The organism is Undibacterium sp. JH2W (assembly GCF_049340425.1).
GTDB lineage: Bacteria > Pseudomonadota > Gammaproteobacteria > Burkholderiales > Burkholderiaceae_D > Undibacterium.
Window position 1 is genome coordinate 357,887 of sequence record NZ_JBMPOT010000001.1, and the last position, 18,240, is coordinate 376,126.

Genomic DNA, 18,240 nt, shown 5'->3' on the forward strand with positions numbered 1-18,240 from the left:
TGTGAGGTGAATCTATAATTTTCAGTTCAGATAGCAAGCGATGCTCCAATCCGTTTTGCTTAGGGGCTAATTGGCTTTCAATTGTTTGAGAATTAAGAAATGGCAGCTGGACCAAATGAATCGCGATGTCGGCAACTACACGAGCATTGATTGATTATCAGTCGCAAGCCAAAATCATCAAAAACCTGACTATCACTGGTGGTGTCCGCAATCTGTTCAATGTTGATCCACCGTTCACTATCCGTAATACGGGGGGTAATTAGCCAGGTTACGATGGCCGTTATATCTATCTTCTCAGTCGTACCTCCTATTATCACTGCTGCCTGTAAATATTGATTTGCTGGATAGATACAGGTAGATAAGAGCCCGGACTTGTCCGGTTTTTTTCATTTTTCTTCAAATTAATCAGCAGCATTGAAAATTTTTTTTCTTATACTCAGCATAAGACCACTAGGTATTTTAGCAAGAGAGTCATTTGTCAATAAAATGATGTTGCCATGGAGAAATCGAGAAAAACGTGAACAAAATTTAGTCAGTTGACGAGACGGGCAAGTATAGTTTTCTGCATAAAAAATAAGCAAATTTCCAGCACTGTATAAATGCAAATAGTTTCTTTCCATTCTGGCTTTTTGGGAGCGGGGATACCAGTAAAAAGCACTTGCTACTGAGAAAATTTCGAGTATATTTCTAACTTTATCTTTTGCTTTTCCAACGAATAAGTCGCTTTTTTTCAATAAATGTCTGCTTCGTCATGCATTTGTAAAAATAAGTGTCCTGGCGGCAATTATGCGTGCAAGGATAAGCAATCAGGTTAGTATTTCGTAACACTTTTGTTCTCTTCTCCTTCAACCATTTTTCACACCAGTCAAGCAAATGAATTTATCAAAAATGACAGTAAGTAGGCGTTTGGGACTGGGCTTTGCTCTGGTTTTAACTTTATTAATTGCTGTGACCGTCGTCGGTATTTCCAGGATGGCACAAATTCAGGGGCGACTGGACAAGATAGTCAATGTCAGCAATGCCGAAACCCGTCTGGCACTGGATATGCGCGCTATCGTGTATGACCGCATGGTGTCGCTGCGCAACCTGACCTTGCTTAATGATGCAGGCGACATGGAGCCAGAGCTGAAAAAGATAGCCGAGCAATCCAAGCAATATGCTGCTGCAGATGAAAAATTGAGTAAACTGGCGACAGAAGAAGGTGCAGGCAATAGTGATAAAAAAACTTTGCTGGGTAAATTGAAGGAAGCTGAAACAGCGGCAGCGGCCTTGCCTGCCAAAGCGCAAGAACTGGGTCTGGCGAATAATGCCGAAGCAGCGACGATTACCCTCATCAAGAAATTGCGCCCAGTACAGAAAAAATGGCTGGACACTCTCGATGAGCTGGTGACACTGGAAGATAAACTGAATTCCCAGACTGCCGAAGAAGCTGGCTCTTCCTTCAAGGCAGCCACAAGCTTGATGGCGGTGCTGGGTGGCTTGGCATTGGTGGCAGGCATATTTGCTGCTTTCGCGATCAGCCGCAGCTTGTTAAAGCAATTGGGTGGAGAGCCTGATTATGCAGCTGAAATTGCTGGCCAGATTGCTGCCGGTGACCTGACGGCACCAATAGATCTGAAGTCTGGTGACACTGCCAGTCTGCTGTTTGAAATGAAGAACATGCGTGATAGCCTGGTCAACATCGTAGCCCAGGTACGCAATGGCACTGACACCATCGCCACTGCTTCCAGTGAAATCGCGACCGGTAACCTGGACTTGTCTTCCCGCACTGAACAACAAGCCAGCTCCCTTGAAAAAACCACCTCGTCCATGAAAGAATTGACGACCACGGTCAAGCAAAATGCCGACAATGCGCGCGAAGCCAATCAACTGGCAGCGTCTGCATCTGAAGTGGCACGCCAGGGTGGTGTTGTGGTGGCCCAGGTGGTTGATACCATGGGTTCCATCAATGAATCCTCCAAGAAAATTGTCGATATTATCAGCGTCATTGATGGCATCGCTTTCCAGACCAATATCCTGGCCTTGAATGCAGCGGTAGAAGCTGCCCGCGCTGGTGAGCAAGGTCGTGGCTTTGCCGTAGTTGCCGCTGAGGTGCGTAACCTGGCGCAGCGCAGTGCCGCAGCAGCCAAGGAAATCAAAACCCTGATCGGTACTTCGGTAGAGAAAGTCGAAATCGGCACCAAGCTGGTTGGTCAGGCAGGCGTTACGATAGACCAGGTAGTCTCCAGTGTGAAACATGTGACTGACATCATTGCTGAAATCAGTGCCGCGAGCCAGGAACAAAGCGTGGGTATTGAGCATGTCAATCACGCCATCATAGAAATGGATGGCGTGACCCAGCAAAATGCTGCCCTGGTGGAAGAAGCTGCTGCCGCAGCGCAAAGCTTGCAAGACCAGGCATCTGAACTGGCGAAAGTCGTCAGCGTGTTTAAATTGCATGCGGGTGAACGTGCCCAGCAAATTGCTGCGCCAGTTGCAAAGTTAGCACCGCGCCGTGTCGAACCGGTAGTGGCAATCAAGCCTAAAGCCAGAAACAATCAGGTAAAATCTTTACCAGTTGCCAGAGCACCAAGCAAAAAAACGGCGAGTGCCAGTAGTAGTGATGAGTGGGAAGAGTTCTGATCCATCATGTCTGAAATGATGGGTAGCGTATGCAAGATATCAAGATATGCTGCTTGCCTTGAAATCCCCGGGAAATTTTTTATACTGAATAAAACATGAATAAGAAGATCACTATGAAACCTCAACTGTCAATTCTCATTTCATCCTTGTTGCTGGCGGCCAGTGCTTCCGTCATGGCGGCAGAGACTTCTCCTGTCATGGATAGCAAATCCTGTGAGCCACCTAAATACCCGAAAGCCGCCTTGATGAATGAAGAAACCGGCACGGTTTCCATGGGTTTTCTGGTCGGTGCGGATGGCAAGGTGGTTGAATCCAAAGTCGAAAAATCCAGTGGTTCCAAGAGTCTGGACAAGGCTGCGCTGACAGCCCTGAGCCAATGCAAATTCAAACCAGGTACCAAGGATGGCAAGCCTGACCAGTTGTGGGCCAAGGTTGATTTTGTCTGGAAGCTGGAATAAGTTTTTTGCAAACAGAGCCATAAATGAGAAGAGGGAACAGTGATGTTCCCTCTTTTTTTACCACGCTTGTTCAGCGGCTACAATCCGCTGCTTATTGGCAGATTGATTATTCTGCTTTCAAGCCACGACGTATCAGCAAGGGATCGATCCTGGGTTCGCGACCACGGAAGTTGCGGAAAGAGAGTAGTGGATCCATGCTGCCACCCTTGGACAATAATTGCTGACGGAACCAGTCACCATTCTTGCGGTTCAGGCCACCGTTTTCCTTGAACCATTCCACGCTTTCTGCATCCAGTACTTCACTCCACAGATAGGCATAGTAACCGGCAGAATAGCCACCGCCAAAGATGTGTGAGAAATACGTGCTGCGATAACGCGGTGGTACCGGGGCAAAGTCGACACCTGCCTGTTTCAAGGCTGCTGCTTCAAAGGCCAGCGCATCTTTAGGAACCTGGGCTGGTGTCAGTTGATGCCAGCGCTGATCCAGCAAGGATGCTGCCAGATATTCTGTTGTCGCAAAACCCTGATTGAATTTATTCGCCGCCGTGATTTTATCGACCAGGCTTTGCGGTATCACTTCGCTATTTTGATAATGCCTGGCGTAGTTTTTCAATACTTCTGGCCAGGTCGCCCACATTTCATTGACTTGCGAAGGATATTCGACAAAATCACGTGGCACATTAGTGCCAGAAAAACGCGGGTATTTCACATTCGAAAACAGGCCGTGCAAGGCATGACCAAATTCATGGAAAGCCGTGCGCACTTCATCAAACGTCAACAGGGTAGGCTGGCCTGCCGGTGGTTGCGGGATATTGAGGTGATTGGCAATCACCGGGTGAGTGCCAAACAGACTGGATTGCTCCACATAGGCATTCATCCAGGCACCACCGCGTTTGGTATCGCGGGCATACATGTCGGCGATGAACAAGGCCATGCTCTTGCCATCTGCATCAAATATTTCATAGACCTTGACGCTGGGGTGGTAGACCGGCAAGTCAGTACGTTCTTTGAAAGTAATGCCATACAGCTTGGTGGCGGCAAAGAAGACACCGTTTTCCAGTACATTCTTCAATTCAAAATAAGGGCGCAACTGACTATCGTCAAAGCTGTATTTGCTCTTGCGTAATTGCTCGGTATAAAAGGCCCAGTCCCAGGCGGCCAGTTTGAAACCGCCTTGCTGAGCATCGATGATTTTCTGTAGCTCGGCGGCTTCTGCCCTGGCATTATTGACGGCTGCTGGTGCCAGTTCACCCAGCATTTTGTTGACGGCTGTCGTTGTCTTGGCCGTTTCATCTTCCAGGCCATAGGCTGCGTGGTTGGCATAACCCAGCAGCGTTGCCCTTTCGGCGCGCAGGCGTGCCAGGTCAATGGCGACCTGGCGATTATCAAATTCACCACCGTGGCTACCGCGGTTGACCGATGCTTCATGCAGGCGCTGGCGCAAGGCTCGGTTGGTCAGGCTGGCTTCAAAGGGTTGGCCCGTGGTGTTCACCAGTGGGATGACGAATTTATCTTTCAGGCCACGTGTCTTGGCAGCCTCGGCGGCGCTGGCAATTTCTTCTTCCGACAAGCCCTGCAATTCAGCCTTGCTGTCGACAATGATGGCCGAGGCATTGGTTTCTTTCAGCACATTCTGGCTGAACTGGGTGCCCAGGCTGGCCAACTGGGCATTCAGGCTTTTCAGTTTTTGCTTGTCCTTGTCGCTCAGTTTGGCACCGGCACGCACAAAGTCTGTGTAATAGCGTTCCAGCAAGCGAGCGGATTCTGCATCCAGTTGCAATGCCTGGCGCGCTTCATATAATTTGCTGATGCGTTGGAACAGGCGGGCATTCAAGAAAACCTGGTCTTGATGGGCCGCCAGTTTTGGGGCCAGTTCGCGCGACAGATTCTCCATCTCAGGATTGGTATTGGCCGCAGTCAGGCTGGAAAATACCGTGGAAACACGGTTCAGCATCTGGCCTGCGCGCTCCATGGCAATCACGGTATTTTCAAACGTAGGTGCCGCATGATTATTCGCAATCGCTACAATCTCCAGACCATGCAGACGCATACCTTCGCTAAAGGCTGGCGCATAATGCGCATTTTTTATTTGATCAAAGGCAGGATATTGGTAAGGCAGTTTGCTGGCGCTGGTAAAAGGATTGCCAGCCAGTTTACCAACATGCTTCTTTTGCAGGACCGTGCTGCCTGGTTCTGCAGTCGGGGTAGCGGTGGCCGTGGTGGCACTAGCGGCATGGCTGGCCGGGTTGGCCAATGCCGTGCCCAGCAAGATAAGCAGTAAATGTTTGTTCATGTAGTTTTACCAAAATCTTTGATCAAAAAGGGAACCCAGTGTAGCAGACCATACAGCAGAAATATCGTTCATCCCAGGCAAAAAAATAGCGCCGGACTGGCGCTATTTTTACTGCGGGGGGGGGGCGCACTCAGCACATCACAAAGCGGTTTGCCAGATCAAGTATGAAGGCCGGGCGCAGATAAGCCAGGAAAACCAGGGCCAGCACGCTCACCATGATGGCAGCCCAGAGCAGGCGCAACAGTTTTTTGGATGAGAGTAGTGACATAGCCAGGTCCTCAGGCTGCTGCCACACGGGCTATGGGTTTTTCACTGATAGGCAAATTCACCAGCGCCGCAAAAATACCCAGTGCCAGGACTATGCCCCATACCATATTGTAGCTGCCTGTCCTGGTGTAGATATAACCACCCAGCCAGACCCCGATGAAGCTACCGACCTGATGCGAAAAGAAGACAAAGCCCGACAGCATCGACAGATACCTGACCCCAAAAATCCCGGCAACCACGCCATTTGTCAGCGGTACGGTAGATAGCCATAGCAAGCCCAGCGCAGCTGCGAACAGATAAACGGAATACGGTGTCAGCGGTGCCAGCAAGAACAAACCGATGACCGCACTGCGGGCCAGATAGATCGCTGACAGCAGATAGGGTTTGGGGAACATGCCACCCAGTTTGCCTGCATAGTAAGAACCAAAGATATTGAACAAGCCTATCAGCGCCAGGGCATACACCGCCACACTGGGGTCCATGACACCCTTGTCCTTCAGGTAGGCAGGCATGTGCACGCCTATGAATACCAGCTGGAAACCGCAGACGAAATAGCCAGCCACCAGCAGCAAGAAAGGTTTATAGGCAAAGGCTTCGCGTGTCGCTTCCATGATGCTTTGCTGTGGTCCTGTGACTTGCTCCAGCGCCGGTTCGCGCAGCTTCCAGGCCATGGGCAGCATCAGCACCACGACCAGGGCGGCCAATACATAGAAAGCAGTTTGCCAGCCAGCATGGGCGATCAATTGCTGCTCTATAGGCATCATGATAAATTGACCAAAGGAACCTGCAGCAGAAGAGATACCAAAGGCCCAGGAGCGTTTTTCCAGCGGCGCTGTACGGCCTATGATGCCACTGACTGCACCAAACGAGGTACAGGCCAGCGCTGCCCCTATCAATATGCCAGTGCCAATGATGAACAGGCTGGAGTTATCTATCAGTGCCATCCACAGCAAGCCAGCGGCATACAGGAAGGCACCCAGCACCATCATCTTCATCGTACCCACCCTGTCTATCACCATGCCGGCGAGAGGGCCAAACACGCCCCACATCAGATTTTGCATGGCCATGGCCATGGAAAAAGTTTCCCTGGTCCAGCCATGTTCTTGTGAGATAGGTTGCATCCAGAAACCAAAGCCATGCCTGACGCCCATGGACAAGGTAATGACGATACCGCTGGCCAGCAGCACGGTTTTCAGGTCGGGGGCGCGTTGAGTAGTCATGGTAAATAAGTATAAGCAAACTCAGTTAGTGTATGCCAATCCTGAAAACCATGTGGACTGCCCAAAATACCATGACGGTATGGTGTCCGACAGCAGTCAACGCAGGGTTGGCAGAAACTCAGGGATTGAGTGGCAAGCTTAAACTAAAGCGCGTGCCCAGGCCGGGCGTACTATCGACCGTGATACTGCCTAGCATGATGGTGGTTACCAGGTTATGCACAATGCTGAGTCCCAGGCCACTGCCACCCTGACCCAGCTTGGTGGTGAAGAAGGGATCGAAAATGCGCCTTAAATCCTGTTCCTCTATGCCCATGCCATTGTCAGAGAAAATCAGTTGTACCTGATTGTCCGGTGTTTTATAAGCACGCAAGAGCATCTTGCCATTCTCGCGCTTGTCAAAGGCATGCAGCATGGCATTATTGATGAAATTGCTCAGGATTTGCCCATAGGGACCGGGAAAGCTGTTCAACTCTATATCGTCAGGTATATCAATTTCCAGCGTATGGCCGCGCTTGTGTATCAGGTTGTGCAAAGTGCGTATGACTTCCAGTGAAGTCTTGCGCAAATTAAAGATGCGGCGCTTCTGGCTGGTCTGGTCTACCGAGACTTGCTTGAAACTGCTGACCAGGTCGCTGGCACTCATGAGATTGCGCAGCAATAAGTCATTGGCATTATTGATACTTGCCGAAAATTGATTCAGGTCAGAACGCTTCAAACTATTGTCTGTCAGCTTGCGCAAGAATATCGCTGACTGTTCCTGCAAGGTGGTGGCTGTCAGCAGGCTGTTCCCTATAGGCGTATTCAATTCATGGGCTATGCCTGCCACCAGTGAACCCAGAGCCGCCAGTTTTTCTTGTGAGATCAGTATCTGCTGGGCTTTTAATAATTGTTGATAGGTTTCAGCATTTTCCACAGCGATGGCAGTATACGCCGCCAGCATCATGGCGATATCCAGGTGCATGCGCTGGAAGGCATTTTTTTGCGTGCTTTGTATGGCAATGACGCCTATGGTGCGCCCCTTGATCACCAGGGGCACGTAAATATGCGAGACCGGGATGATCTTTTCCAGATCGGCAAAATAGGCACTGTCCACAGTCAGTTTATGTAAACCGGCTTCACTGATATAGCCATGGTATTCAGTATAGATGTTGCCGATGAAAATCGCCTGCTGGTGGGTGACACACCAGACCGACAATAAGTCCTTGTCCTTGATATCGCGTATATACGGCAACATGCGATGTCCGCGCAAGATATTGCAGGGGAATTCTATGGTTTCCTGTTCTGGCCGGTAAATGCCAACTGCAAATACCTCAGCCCCCATCAAGTCATGTACATGGCGGTAGACGATTTCCATGATGGTATCGCGGTCCAGGCTGGAGGTTATTTCCCTGCCTATCTCGCTTAGCCGGTAAATATGCTGGTGCGCCTGCTGTAATTGCTCAGTCTGCAATTGCAGGCTGGCGGTGCGCTCTTGTACCCTGGCTTCGAGCTGCTTCTGGGTTTGTGCATGCTCGGCATGACTGAGTACTTGTTGTATCAGATTCGCCAGATGGCGGCCAAACAAGACATCTTCGCGCGACCAGTGCCTGATATTGCTGGTCTGGGCCAGGCATAGCAAGCCCATGCTTTTGCCATGCAGACGCAGGGGGATTTCCAGTACCGAATGCAGTTGCGGCTGACCCAGCAAAGCCTGCATCTCGCCAGCTACCACATGCAACCGCATATCATGGGCTACCAGCGGTACTTCATCTTGCTGCAATATGTGCATCAGCAGCGGCAAGTTCTGGCAAGGCATTTCTGTCTTGACCCTGGCGCAGGCGACACCAGCTTTGGCATGACAATGCAAGCCTACGCCATTGTCATCAAACAGGTGGATACTCACCAGCTCGGCATGCAGGATGCTCAGCGCAGTATCACAGATCAGTTGCAATACTTCCGTTGGCTGGCCTTCCTCCAGCAAACGGTTGGAGGAGAGTTCCAGCAGGATTTCTACCGGCGACTTGCGCGATAAATCATAGGCGCGTAATTCACGGAACTTGTCCACCGTGCCCAGTTCGCTAAGCTCGCTGGCGGTTTGCTGATGCAGGCGGGCAAAGTGCAGGGCAGCTTGCCAGTTTTCCTGCTGCTCATGCAATTCAGACAGCGCAGCCAGGCTGCGCACTTTCTGGCTGCGTGAACCAATTTTTTCTGCATAACTGAGCGCAGTGGCATAGGCCGTTAGGGCTTCTTCCATTTGCCCGGCAGCACGCAAGATGTCCGCCAGCGAATCCAGGGTTGCGGCTTCCAGCCAGACATAGTCACAGGCATGGGCCAGTTGCAATGCTGTCCGTATATGTGTTTCGGCTATCGCCAACTGCGCGTTACGGCTGGCAGCCAGACCCAGATACCAATAGGTTTCTGCCAGGTATTCATGGATGGCGTGTTCTTCGGCCAGCGCTTTTGCCCTCAGGAAGCAGTCTTCTGCTGCCTGCAATTCACCGGTATTGAGTTCATTAACACCCAGGTTGATGATTTGCTTGCACAGCAGATAAGGTTCATTCAATTGTCCCAGCAAGATGCCGGCATCAGTATGAAAGCGGGCCGCGGTCTTGCGGTCGCCGAGGGCATCGTAAATCTGCCCCAGCCCTATATGGGCTTCTACCAGCGTGACCTGATCGCGGTTGAACTTGCTGAGATCGACACAACGTGTCCAATACAGGATGGCATCACGGTAAGCTCCTTCGGTATAGCTGATGCGGCCCAACGCCAGCAACATCAGTCCGGCCGGGCGTGTCAATTGCTGTTGTTCAGCGATTTGCAAGCCTTGCTCCAGCTCATGGTGCATGGACTGCGCTTGCCCCAGCCTTTCCAGTATCAGGTAGCGCTGGTAACAAGCATCAAGCTGCAGGCCGGTTTGCCCGGCAGCTTGTGCCTGCAAACTCAATTGGCTGAGTAAACAAGTCGCCAGCCGCGGATGCCGACGGGCGGTCTTGACGATGCGATGCAAATTACGATTCAAATTCAGCGCCTGGCGCATGATTCCCGATTTGTTTGTCCGAAAATGGCTAGAAGAGTGACCAGCACTCGCGTATAAAGATTCCTGAAGATAGTAATGCAGATTGTATATTGGATACATGACTTTAACTATTTCAGAATTGATTACGCGAAAGAAAGTGGCGGCTATGGAACAGCAGATACGGACTACACCTGGTAAGCAACAGGCAATAGCGCAGCCAGATGCGACCAGCCTGATGCTGACAGAAGCCAGTGAGGGATTGACACAAAAGCAATGTTATTACCGTGCCCTGGCCGCCAAGGATAGCCGTTTCGATGGCGTGTTTTTTACCGGCGTGAAAACCACAGGCGTGTATTGTCGCCCGGTGTGTGGTGTCAAGACGCCGCGTGAATCTTCCTGCGAATTCTATAGCAGCGCTGCCGCAGCAGAAGCGGCTGGTTTTCGCCCCTGTCTGCGGTGCCGACCCGAACTGGCACCCTATGCGATACAGCAAAACCTGGCGCACGCCATCTGGCAAAAAATCGCGGATGGTGCCTTGAATGAAAAGGATATAGAAAGTTTTTCTGAGCAGGTGGGCTTGTCATCGCGCCAGTTACGCCGCGTCATGTTGCAGGAGTTTGGGGTGACACCGGTAGAACTGGCTCAGACCCAGCGTTTATTGTTTGCCAAAAAACTCTTGCAGGAAACCCAGCTGGGCATGGCCGAGATTGCTTTTGCCGCCGGTTTTGGCAGTGTCAGGCGCTTTAATGCCTTGTTCTCGGAACGCTATCAATTGGCCCCAGGGTCGATACGCCGTGCTGCCGATAGCGCAGGTGAAGGTGTCAGCCTGAAACTGGCTTACCGCCCGCCCTACGCCTGGGACGCAGTGATTACTTACCTTGCTGGCCGTGCCATGCCCGGCCTGGAAGCTGTCATTGAGGAAAAGGGCGGCAAGGCCTATGTGCGTAGTGTGCACATGGATGGCCTGGATGGCTGGCTCAAAGTCGCCCATCTGCCAGCCAAACAGCAACTCAGTCTGCAAGTCTCGCCTACTCTGGCGCCGGTACTCATGCCGCTGATGGCCAGGGTCAGGCAGCAATTTGACCTGGAAGCCAATCCCGCCATCATACAAAGTCATTTGCAAAGCGATGCCTTGCTGGCTGGACAAATCCTGCGCACGCCTGGTATGCGCGTGCCGGGTGCTTTTGACAGTTTCGAGCTGGCTATCCGCGCCGTGCTGGGCCAGCAAGTCAGTGTGGCTGGTGCCACCACGGTGGCTGGGCGCCTGGTAACCCGCTTTGGCCAGCCTGTGACGACACCGTTTGCGGCTGTCACCCATCATTTTCCCAGCCCGCAAACCATCGTTTCCCTTTCTATAGATGAACTGGCAGGCATAGGCATACCCGGTGCCCGCGCTGCCACACTACAGAATATTGCCCAGTTTGCGCTGGATGGTGGCTTGCAAAAGCAGTTGGCCGCCAGTTCAGATGAGATGGTGGCCAGGCTCAAGACTGTCAAAGGCATAGGTGAATGGACTGCGCAATATATCGCCATGCGCGCCCTGCGTTTCTCGGATGCTTTTCCGGCGGGCGACCTGGGTTTGCAAAAGGCCGCCGCCTTATTGGCTACCCCAGTGAGCGAGCGCCTGACTGAAAAGCAACTATTGAATATCGCCCAGCCCTGGGCTCCGTGGCGGGCTTATGCGGCTCTATTGCTATGGCAATCATTAAGTAAATAGGACTCACGCAAAACCGCCCCAGCTGCGTTGCAGCTCCTAGCCGTACTAAAGTACTGTCTTCGTCGCTACGCCTTGCTGGGACAATTTTGCGTAAGTCCTAGTACAGGATAAATAAGGATTAAAGGAAATATCATGAAATACATTAATTACAGCAGCCCGGTAGGGAATTTACTGTTAGCCGCCAGTGAACAGGGGCTCAGCGGCGTGTACTTTGAAAACCACAAGCACTTCAAGGGCAGCGCAGGCTGGCTGGAAGATGAGTCTGAGCCCATCCTAATACAGGCGCGCCAGCAACTGCAGGAATATTTTGCCGGGCTGCGTCAGGATTTTGATTTGCCGCTGGATTTATCGGCAGGGACAGATTTCCAGCAAGAAGTATGGTCAGCCTTGCGCCGCATCCCCTTTGCCCAGACCTGCAGCTATCTGGCGCTGGCGCAGGGCATAGCCAGGCCCAGGGCGGTGCGCGCAGTGGGCGCGGCAAATGGGCGCAATCCTCTATCCATCATTATTCCCTGCCACAGGGTAATCGCCAGCAATGGCGCACTGACAGGTTATGCAGGCGGCTTACAGAATAAGGAAGCACTCTTGATGCTGGAAAGGAAGTTTTCTAAATAGCAATTTGTGTGTGCTTAAATAATCAGCAGAACCGGCAATCCCAGGAAAAGCAGTTAGATATCTGAAAATATCATTTGGTTAATTTTGGTGCGACGCACAAAAAGTGCTTGACGTTTTAAATTCTGCGTGTAGAATCGTATTTGTTGCGGTGCACCATTCAAGAATTCATGGAAAGCGCTGCCGATTACCTAAAGCCACTTGATTCCATCTACCGGAGAATGCCATGACTACCAATACACCAGAACAATTTATCGCTACAACTAAAGCTAACCTGGAAGCGCAATTTGCTTCCCTGACTTCCCTGAACAAAAAAGCATTTGAAGGCCTGGAGCAGTTGTTTGCCCTGAACGTCAATGCTGCCAAGGCAAGTTTCGAAGAAGGTACTGCTACTGCCAAACAATTGTTGAGCGCCAAAGACCCACAAGAATTTTTCACTTTGTCTGCAGCGCAAGCTCAGCCAAACGCTGAAAAAGCACTGGCTTACGGCCGTCACCTCGCAAGCATCACTACAGCAACTCAGCAAGAATTCACTAAAGCAGTTGAAGCGCATATCGCTGAAACAAACACTAAAGTGATTTCCCTGATCGATGAAGTAACAAAAAATGCACCAGCTGGTTCCGAACAAGCTGTTACAGCCTTGAAATCTGTTGTTGGCAACATCAACGCAGGCTACGAACAACTGTCCAAAACAACCAAGCAAGCTGTACAAACTCTGGAAGAAAACCTGACCAAGGCTACCCAGCAGTTCACACAAGCGGCTGAAAAAGCAACTGCTAAAAAGAAATAATTTAGCAATTGCAGATTCAGACTCACTGCGGTGAGTTGCAGTAAAAAAATCCCCTGATGTTCGCATGAGGGGATTTTTTCATTTTCAGGAAAAATCAAGTCTGTGCTGGTGACGCTGGTGCCTTACCCAGTAAGTAAATCAAATACAGCAGCACACAGCTGCCGTCAAAAAAGGCGGCAATATGCAGACCCTGCAAGGCTGGCTCAGTCCAGTTAATTGCCAGCATGAGGACCAGACCCAGTTTCTCAACTGCTGCGGCCAGTAAAATCGCCCTTCTTGCCTGCACTTGTCTGACCGCATAGATAATCAGTGCGCCCACCACAAAAGCCATCAAACCCCAGTGCCGCGCAAAGAACAGGCCGGTGACATCGCCTACCTGCATGCCTGATGCCTGCAGGAACAGGGTGGGGGCAATAAACTGCAAGCCCGCCAGCATGGTGACAGTGCCACTGATGTACAGGATTTTGCTGATGATTTTTTCTTGCATGGTCTTCCTCCAGCTAGTTAGCTTTTTCTTTGTTGATATAAAAACGCAGGCCCTGGTAATTCCCTGCCAAGATCAGCACCTACTTCAGCAGTGATCAGTGTATTCAATCTCTGGTTCAAGTCCAGCAGCAAATCCTTGTGTTGCTCAGGGCTGGCTGCCAGATTGGTGATTTCATTCGGATCGGTTTGTGTATCATAAAGCTCAAGCTGGTTGCGTGTGCTCAGGTTTTGCCAGTCGTGTGGTTGGTGATGATCGGCAGGCTTGAAATAACGGGCAAATTTATAGCGGCCATCATGGATGCCGCGGAACAGGGCCGGGTTTTCCAGGCTGGGTAAAAACTGGCCACTTTCAAAACCGATCAAGAGCGCGCTCAGCTTGTTATATATCTTGCCGGTTTTTGCACCCTTGCGTGAAAATTCCGGATCCATATACAGGGGGACGCCGTAGTTGAACAAAATCCCCTTTTTATCCCGCGCAGTAGTTGTTCCAGCTGTGTTGATGGCGGCGCTGATATCCACCCCCTTCAGGTAGGGATATTTTTCTGCAAGCGCATGGGCATCTACGCCAGCCATACCAAGTATGGTGGGTACCAGGTCTATATGGGAACCCAGCACATTCGTTATCTTGCCACCCGCCACGTCAGGGTGGCGCACAATGAAGGGCAGGCGCATGTTTTCTTTATACATGAAGGGCCCCTTCTGGCGCAGCTTGTGGGCACCGGCCATTTCCCCATGGTCCGAGGTATAGATGACGATGGTGTCCTTATCCATGCCCAGCTTTTTCAAGGCCTGCAATACTGTCATGGCATGGCCGTCTACATCGCGCACGCAATTGAAGTAATAACTTTGATAGGTGCGCCAGGCCGCTTCATCATGTGGGTCTATGTGACCGTACAGCCAGTTGCACATCTCCATATAAGAGCTGGTGGCCCAGGGTTTGCCGCTCAGCGTATCCTGGTAATAACTGTCAGGTAAAGGCAAATCCCAGTTCTTGTCGTAAACCCCACCCACTGGTGGCGTGGACAAAGGCGATAGCATATGGCGCTGCTGCCTGCTGGCGACTTGCTTATCGCCAGTGCTGACATACATGACATCATGCGGATTGACAAAATTCACTGCCAAAAACCAGGGTTGCTTGCCGCGCATATCGCGCCCCTTGCTACCCAGCCATTGCACGGCATTGCTGGCGATTTGCCCATCATAGCGGTAGCCGGTCCAAGTCGAGCCATGGGGGTCGCCATCGGCGTTATAGTCAGAAAAACCATAGGGTTCCAGTGCATTTTCCGTGCTGGGATAAGGGCCGTATACCAGGCCGGGGTCGGCGCGCAAATGACTCAAATGCCATTTGCCCTTATAGGCAGTGTAGTAGCCTTGCGCCCTTAATAAATGCCCCAGGCTGGGTAAGCCATCCGCCAGTTGCGGGAAAGAAGGCGGCGCATCGACATTTGCCGTCATCAGGGTGTGCTGGGTATGCTGGCCAAAATACATATTCGAGCGTGAAGGTGAGCAGGGTGTGGTATTCGCATGAAAATTACTGAAGCCCATGCCTTGTTCCAGCAGCATCTCATGCGCCGACAAACCCAGGCCGGCGGGCAAGTCTTGCCAGTGGCGTAGCTGGTCATTGACGATCAGCAAGATATTCGGCCTGCGCTGGCGCAAACCCGTGGCTGACATGGCCGAGGGCACTGTCGGGATGATGCGTGGTCTGTGCTGTTTGTCGGCGGCACCTCCTATCGCGGTACTTAAGCCCACCCCGGCCATTGCGGTCAGCACTTTCCTGCGGCTGATATTGCCTGGCTGATGTGTCATAAAATTCCCCAACTCAGTATCTGATGGATATCAGTGTGCGACCTGTAGAAGCATACGTCCAATGCATTATAATCATGATCTCAATGCTAAATAGGTATGGTGTAGGTATGGTGCGATGATGAATCTGAACAAGCTGAAACACGCCGTCATCCTGGCCGAGCAAGGCAATTTTGCGCGGGCGGCAGACAAACTCAATCTCAGCCAACCGGCCCTGAGCCGCAGTATCTCTGGCCTGGAAGATGAACTGGGCATGCGTCTGTTTGACCGCGACCAGGCTGGTGCCACGGTCACGGCGGCTGGCCAGCAACTGGTGGGCAGGGCACGCGATTTGTTGTATGCCGCGGATAACCTCAGGCAAGAAATGGCACAGTTACGCGATTGCGAAAGTGGCCAGATCATCTTTGGTGCCGGGCCCTTCCCGGCGGCCAGTTTTTTACCTGCGGTGCTGACCGAGCTGGCGACCAGCTATCCGCGCATGCGCACTGTATTGGAAGTCAATAATAGCGATACCCTGATGGAACATCTGCTGGCTGAAAAACTGGAATTTTTCATCGCCGATACCCGCAGCCTGACAATCAACAAACATCTACATATCCAGCACCTGACGCGACAAACTGGTGGCCTGTATTGTCGCTGTGAGCACCCACTGACACTGAAGAGCTTGCTGGACAAGCATGATTTGCAAAGTGCCAGTTATGCCAGTGTGTACCTGGCTGACATTTTCCTGCCATCCTTGCGCAAGGCACTGGGGTTGGAAACCGGGCAGGACCTGCCCCTGGTCACCACTTGCGATAATATTTATGTCTTGAAGCAGGTGGTCATGCATAGCGATGCCATCCTTTTATGCACCCATGCGGCGGTGGCGGAAGAACTCAGGGCTGGCCGGTTGATAGAACTCAAGCTCGCAGGCTGGCAAGGCATGCAAGCAGAGATAGGCGTAGTCAGCCTGGCCAGGCGCAGCCTCTCCCCCATGGCGGCAAGGGTACTGGCTAAGATTGCCGAGCATGTGTAAAGCATGACAGCCATGTTACATGCCAAAACACCATCTTTTTTTGAGTGCCCTGGACTCATGCCATCGCCAGCAGTGGTAAGCTAGAGGATGTATCCTAAGAACCTGTTTACGATCTGTAGCGAGCGAGCGTCAGCGGGGTGAAGAGTAGCGCAAAAAGCGGAATGTACTTAAGTACATGAGCATTTTGAGCAACGCATGAGCCCCGATCACGCTTGCGCAGTAAGATCGTAAACAGGTTCTAAAGCAGCAAACATTTGACCATCTCACCCCCCCAGGGGTAAAACCAGGAGAATTCACATGCAAGACGTGGTAATCGTAGCTGCAGGTCGTACTGCAGTAGGCAAATTTGGTGGCTCTTTGGCAAAAACGGCTGCTTCCGATCTGGGCGCGCATGTCATCAAGGCCTTACTGGCAAAAGCCGGTCTCAGTGGCGATCTGATCAATGAAGTCATACTCGGTCAGGTGTTGACTGCAGGTGTAGGCCAGAATGCAGCACGCCAGGCCGTCATCAAAGCCGGTTTGCCCGACATGGTGCCAGCCTTCACCATCAACAAGGTATGCGGTAGCGGACTCAAAGCCACCCACCTGGCAGCGCAAGCCATCAAGGCTGGCGATGCTGACATCATCATCGCCGGTGGCCAGGAAAACATGAGTGCCTCCCCGCATGTATTGAATGGTTCACGCGATGGTTTCCGCATGGGCGATGCCAAACTGGTTGATACCATGATCGTTGATGGCTTGTGGGATGTCTACAACCAATACCATATGGGTATCACGGCAGAAAACGTCGCCAAGAAATATGGCGTGACCCGTGAAGAACAAGACTTGTTTGCCCTGGCTTCCCAAAACAAGGCAGAAGCCGCGCAAAAAGCAGGCAAGTTCAAGGATGAAATCATTCCTTTTGAACTGGTCAGCAAAAAAGGCACGACAGTATTTGACAGCGATGAATTCATCAAGCATGGCACCACGCTGGAATCATTGGCGGCACTGCGCCCTGCCTTTGACAAGAATGGTACAGTGACTGCCGGTAATGCTTCCGGCCTCAATGACGGTGCTGCTGCCGTCATCATGATGTCAGCCAAAAAAGCCGATGAGCTGGGTTTGCCAGTGCTGGCCCGCATCAAGGCTTATTCTTCTGCTGGTATTGATCCTACCATCATGGGCATGGGCCCGGTACCTGCCGCTCAACTCTGTCTGAAAAAAGCTGGCTGGAGCCATCAAGACCTGGACCTGATGGAAATCAATGAAGCTTTTGCTGCCCAGGCAATCGGCGTCAACAAGGAAATGGGCTGGGATACCAGCAAGATCAATGTCAATGGTGGTGCAATTGCGATAGGTCACCCAATCGGTGCATCCGGTGCCCGCATCCTGGTCAGCCTGATCCATGAAATGATACGTCGCGATGCCAAAAAAGGCCTGGCCAGTTTGTGCATAGGCGGCGGCATGGGCGTGGCGCTGGCGATAGAGCGTTGATTTCCCCCAGTCTTTTATCGAGTACCTGATCGGTAAAAAGATTCAACTCACATCAAAAAAACCCCTTTAGCGTCTGGCTACTGGGGTTTTGTTTTGTGGCAGTGAAAAACTCAAGGCCGCCTGCTACCAAAGTCTGTATGATTTGGACTGATTTCGCAGCATCCTCTGCAGCACAGCGAAATTCTTTACCATCGACCATCATGGCAATGACCGCCTTGATCTCCAGCAAATCTACTTTGCCCGCTCTTGCCGCATTTAAGTTTTTTATAAAATCTGCGACTGCCGCATTCGATGCCGCATATGACACAACTTTTGCTCCACTGGCAGTGGCTGTCACATTGGCCAGCGACAAACTGCGGGGCTTGGCTGCTTGCAGATTTTCTGCAGTGATAGCGTAGGGTTGGGCTGCAAAGCTGTTGGCTGCGAGCATTGCGCAGGCCAGGAAGTAGATTTTAGAGTTCATGATTGTCCAGTACTGATGAAAAG

At 51.5% G+C, this 18,240-nt stretch carries 16 protein-coding genes; 8 read left to right on the forward strand and 8 right to left on the reverse strand.

Annotated elements, in window-relative coordinates; genetic code table 11:
- Window positions 1-125 precede the first annotated feature (125 nt).
- Window positions 126-263 (forward strand): hypothetical protein, encoded by a 138-nt coding sequence (locus ACO0LC_RS01575; protein ID WP_422999944.1) that lies wholly within the window; start codon window positions 126-128, stop codon window positions 261-263.
- Window positions 264-401: 138 nt separating this feature from the next.
- Here ACO0LC_RS01575 and ACO0LC_RS01580 read toward each other — a convergent pair whose 3' ends face one another.
- A complete protein-coding gene (locus ACO0LC_RS01580; RefSeq protein WP_422999946.1) occupies window positions 402-734 on the reverse strand; it encodes a hypothetical protein in 333 nt (110 codons plus the stop codon).
- A gap of 154 nt (window positions 735-888) precedes the next feature.
- Between ACO0LC_RS01580 and ACO0LC_RS01585 the strand changes: the two genes are divergently transcribed.
- Together ACO0LC_RS01585 and ACO0LC_RS01590 are read left to right on the forward strand one after the other, a co-directional pair.
- Complete coding sequence (locus ACO0LC_RS01585; RefSeq protein WP_422999948.1) at window positions 889-2,622, forward strand: methyl-accepting chemotaxis protein; 1,734 nt, start codon at window positions 889-891, stop codon at window positions 2,620-2,622.
- A 173-nt stretch (window positions 2,623-2,795) separates the two neighbouring features.
- Window positions 2,796-3,080, forward strand: coding sequence for an energy transducer TonB (locus tag ACO0LC_RS01590; protein WP_423000203.1), 285 nt, complete (start codon window positions 2,796-2,798; stop codon window positions 3,078-3,080).
- Window positions 3,081-3,186: 106 nt separating this feature from the next.
- Here the strand turns inward: ACO0LC_RS01590 and ACO0LC_RS01595 are convergent, their stop codons facing one another.
- From ACO0LC_RS01595 to ACO0LC_RS01610, 4 genes are all read right to left on the reverse strand, one after another.
- A complete protein-coding gene (locus tag ACO0LC_RS01595; RefSeq protein ID WP_422999950.1) occupies window positions 3,187-5,373 on the reverse strand; it encodes a M3 family metallopeptidase in 2,187 nt (728 codons plus the stop codon).
- Between the two features lie 130 nt (window positions 5,374-5,503).
- Window positions 5,504-5,641, reverse strand: coding sequence for a hypothetical protein (locus ACO0LC_RS01600; RefSeq protein WP_422999952.1), 138 nt, complete (start codon window positions 5,639-5,641; stop codon window positions 5,504-5,506).
- A gap of 10 nt (window positions 5,642-5,651) precedes the next feature.
- Window positions 5,652-6,860, reverse strand: a complete 1,209-nt coding sequence (locus ACO0LC_RS01605) for an MFS transporter (protein ID WP_422999954.1) — start codon at window positions 6,858-6,860, stop codon at window positions 5,652-5,654.
- A gap of 118 nt (window positions 6,861-6,978) precedes the next feature.
- Window positions 6,979-9,876 carry an ATP-binding protein gene (locus ACO0LC_RS01610; RefSeq protein ID WP_422999956.1) on the reverse strand — a complete coding sequence of 966 codons (2,898 nt, stop codon included), beginning with the start codon at window positions 9,874-9,876 and terminating at the stop codon, window positions 6,979-6,981.
- A gap of 97 nt (window positions 9,877-9,973) precedes the next feature.
- Here ACO0LC_RS01610 and ACO0LC_RS01615 point away from each other — a divergent pair, with 97 nt between their 5' ends.
- From ACO0LC_RS01615 to ACO0LC_RS01625, 3 genes are all read left to right on the forward strand, one after another.
- Window positions 9,974-11,572 (forward strand): AlkA N-terminal domain-containing protein, encoded by a 1,599-nt coding sequence (locus ACO0LC_RS01615; RefSeq protein WP_422999958.1) that lies wholly within the window; start codon window positions 9,974-9,976, stop codon window positions 11,570-11,572.
- 132 nt (window positions 11,573-11,704) lie between these two features.
- Window positions 11,705-12,187 carry a methylated-DNA--[protein]-cysteine S-methyltransferase gene (locus tag ACO0LC_RS01620; protein WP_422999960.1) on the forward strand — a complete coding sequence of 161 codons (483 nt, stop codon included), beginning with the start codon at window positions 11,705-11,707 and terminating at the stop codon, window positions 12,185-12,187.
- 223 nt (window positions 12,188-12,410) lie between these two features.
- Window positions 12,411-12,974 carry a phasin family protein gene (locus tag ACO0LC_RS01625; protein ID WP_422952543.1) on the forward strand — a complete coding sequence of 188 codons (564 nt, stop codon included), beginning with the start codon at window positions 12,411-12,413 and terminating at the stop codon, window positions 12,972-12,974.
- 94 nt (window positions 12,975-13,068) lie between these two features.
- Here ACO0LC_RS01625 and ACO0LC_RS01630 read toward each other — a convergent pair whose 3' ends face one another.
- Both ACO0LC_RS01630 and ACO0LC_RS01635 read right to left on the reverse strand, forming a co-directional pair.
- Window positions 13,069-13,461, reverse strand: a complete 393-nt coding sequence (locus ACO0LC_RS01630) for a hypothetical protein (RefSeq protein WP_422999962.1) — start codon at window positions 13,459-13,461, stop codon at window positions 13,069-13,071.
- Between the two features lie 17 nt (window positions 13,462-13,478).
- A complete protein-coding gene (locus tag ACO0LC_RS01635; protein WP_422999964.1) occupies window positions 13,479-15,269 on the reverse strand; it encodes a sulfatase-like hydrolase/transferase in 1,791 nt (596 codons plus the stop codon).
- Window positions 15,270-15,384: 115 nt separating this feature from the next.
- On the opposite strand from ACO0LC_RS01635, the gene ACO0LC_RS01640 reads away from it, so the two are divergent.
- Window positions 15,385-16,281 (forward strand): LysR family transcriptional regulator, encoded by an 897-nt coding sequence (locus tag ACO0LC_RS01640; RefSeq protein WP_422999966.1) that lies wholly within the window; start codon window positions 15,385-15,387, stop codon window positions 16,279-16,281.
- Between the two features lie 297 nt (window positions 16,282-16,578).
- Window positions 16,579-17,754: an acetyl-CoA C-acetyltransferase gene (locus ACO0LC_RS01645; RefSeq protein ID WP_422999968.1), complete on the forward strand. Its 1,176-nt coding sequence runs from the start codon at window positions 16,579-16,581 to the stop codon at window positions 17,752-17,754.
- Between the two features lie 52 nt (window positions 17,755-17,806).
- Here ACO0LC_RS01645 and ACO0LC_RS01650 read toward each other — a convergent pair whose 3' ends face one another.
- Window positions 17,807-18,217 carry a hypothetical protein gene (locus ACO0LC_RS01650; RefSeq protein ID WP_422999970.1) on the reverse strand — a complete coding sequence of 137 codons (411 nt, stop codon included), beginning with the start codon at window positions 18,215-18,217 and terminating at the stop codon, window positions 17,807-17,809.
- Between the last annotated feature and the right edge of the window lie 23 nt (window positions 18,218-18,240).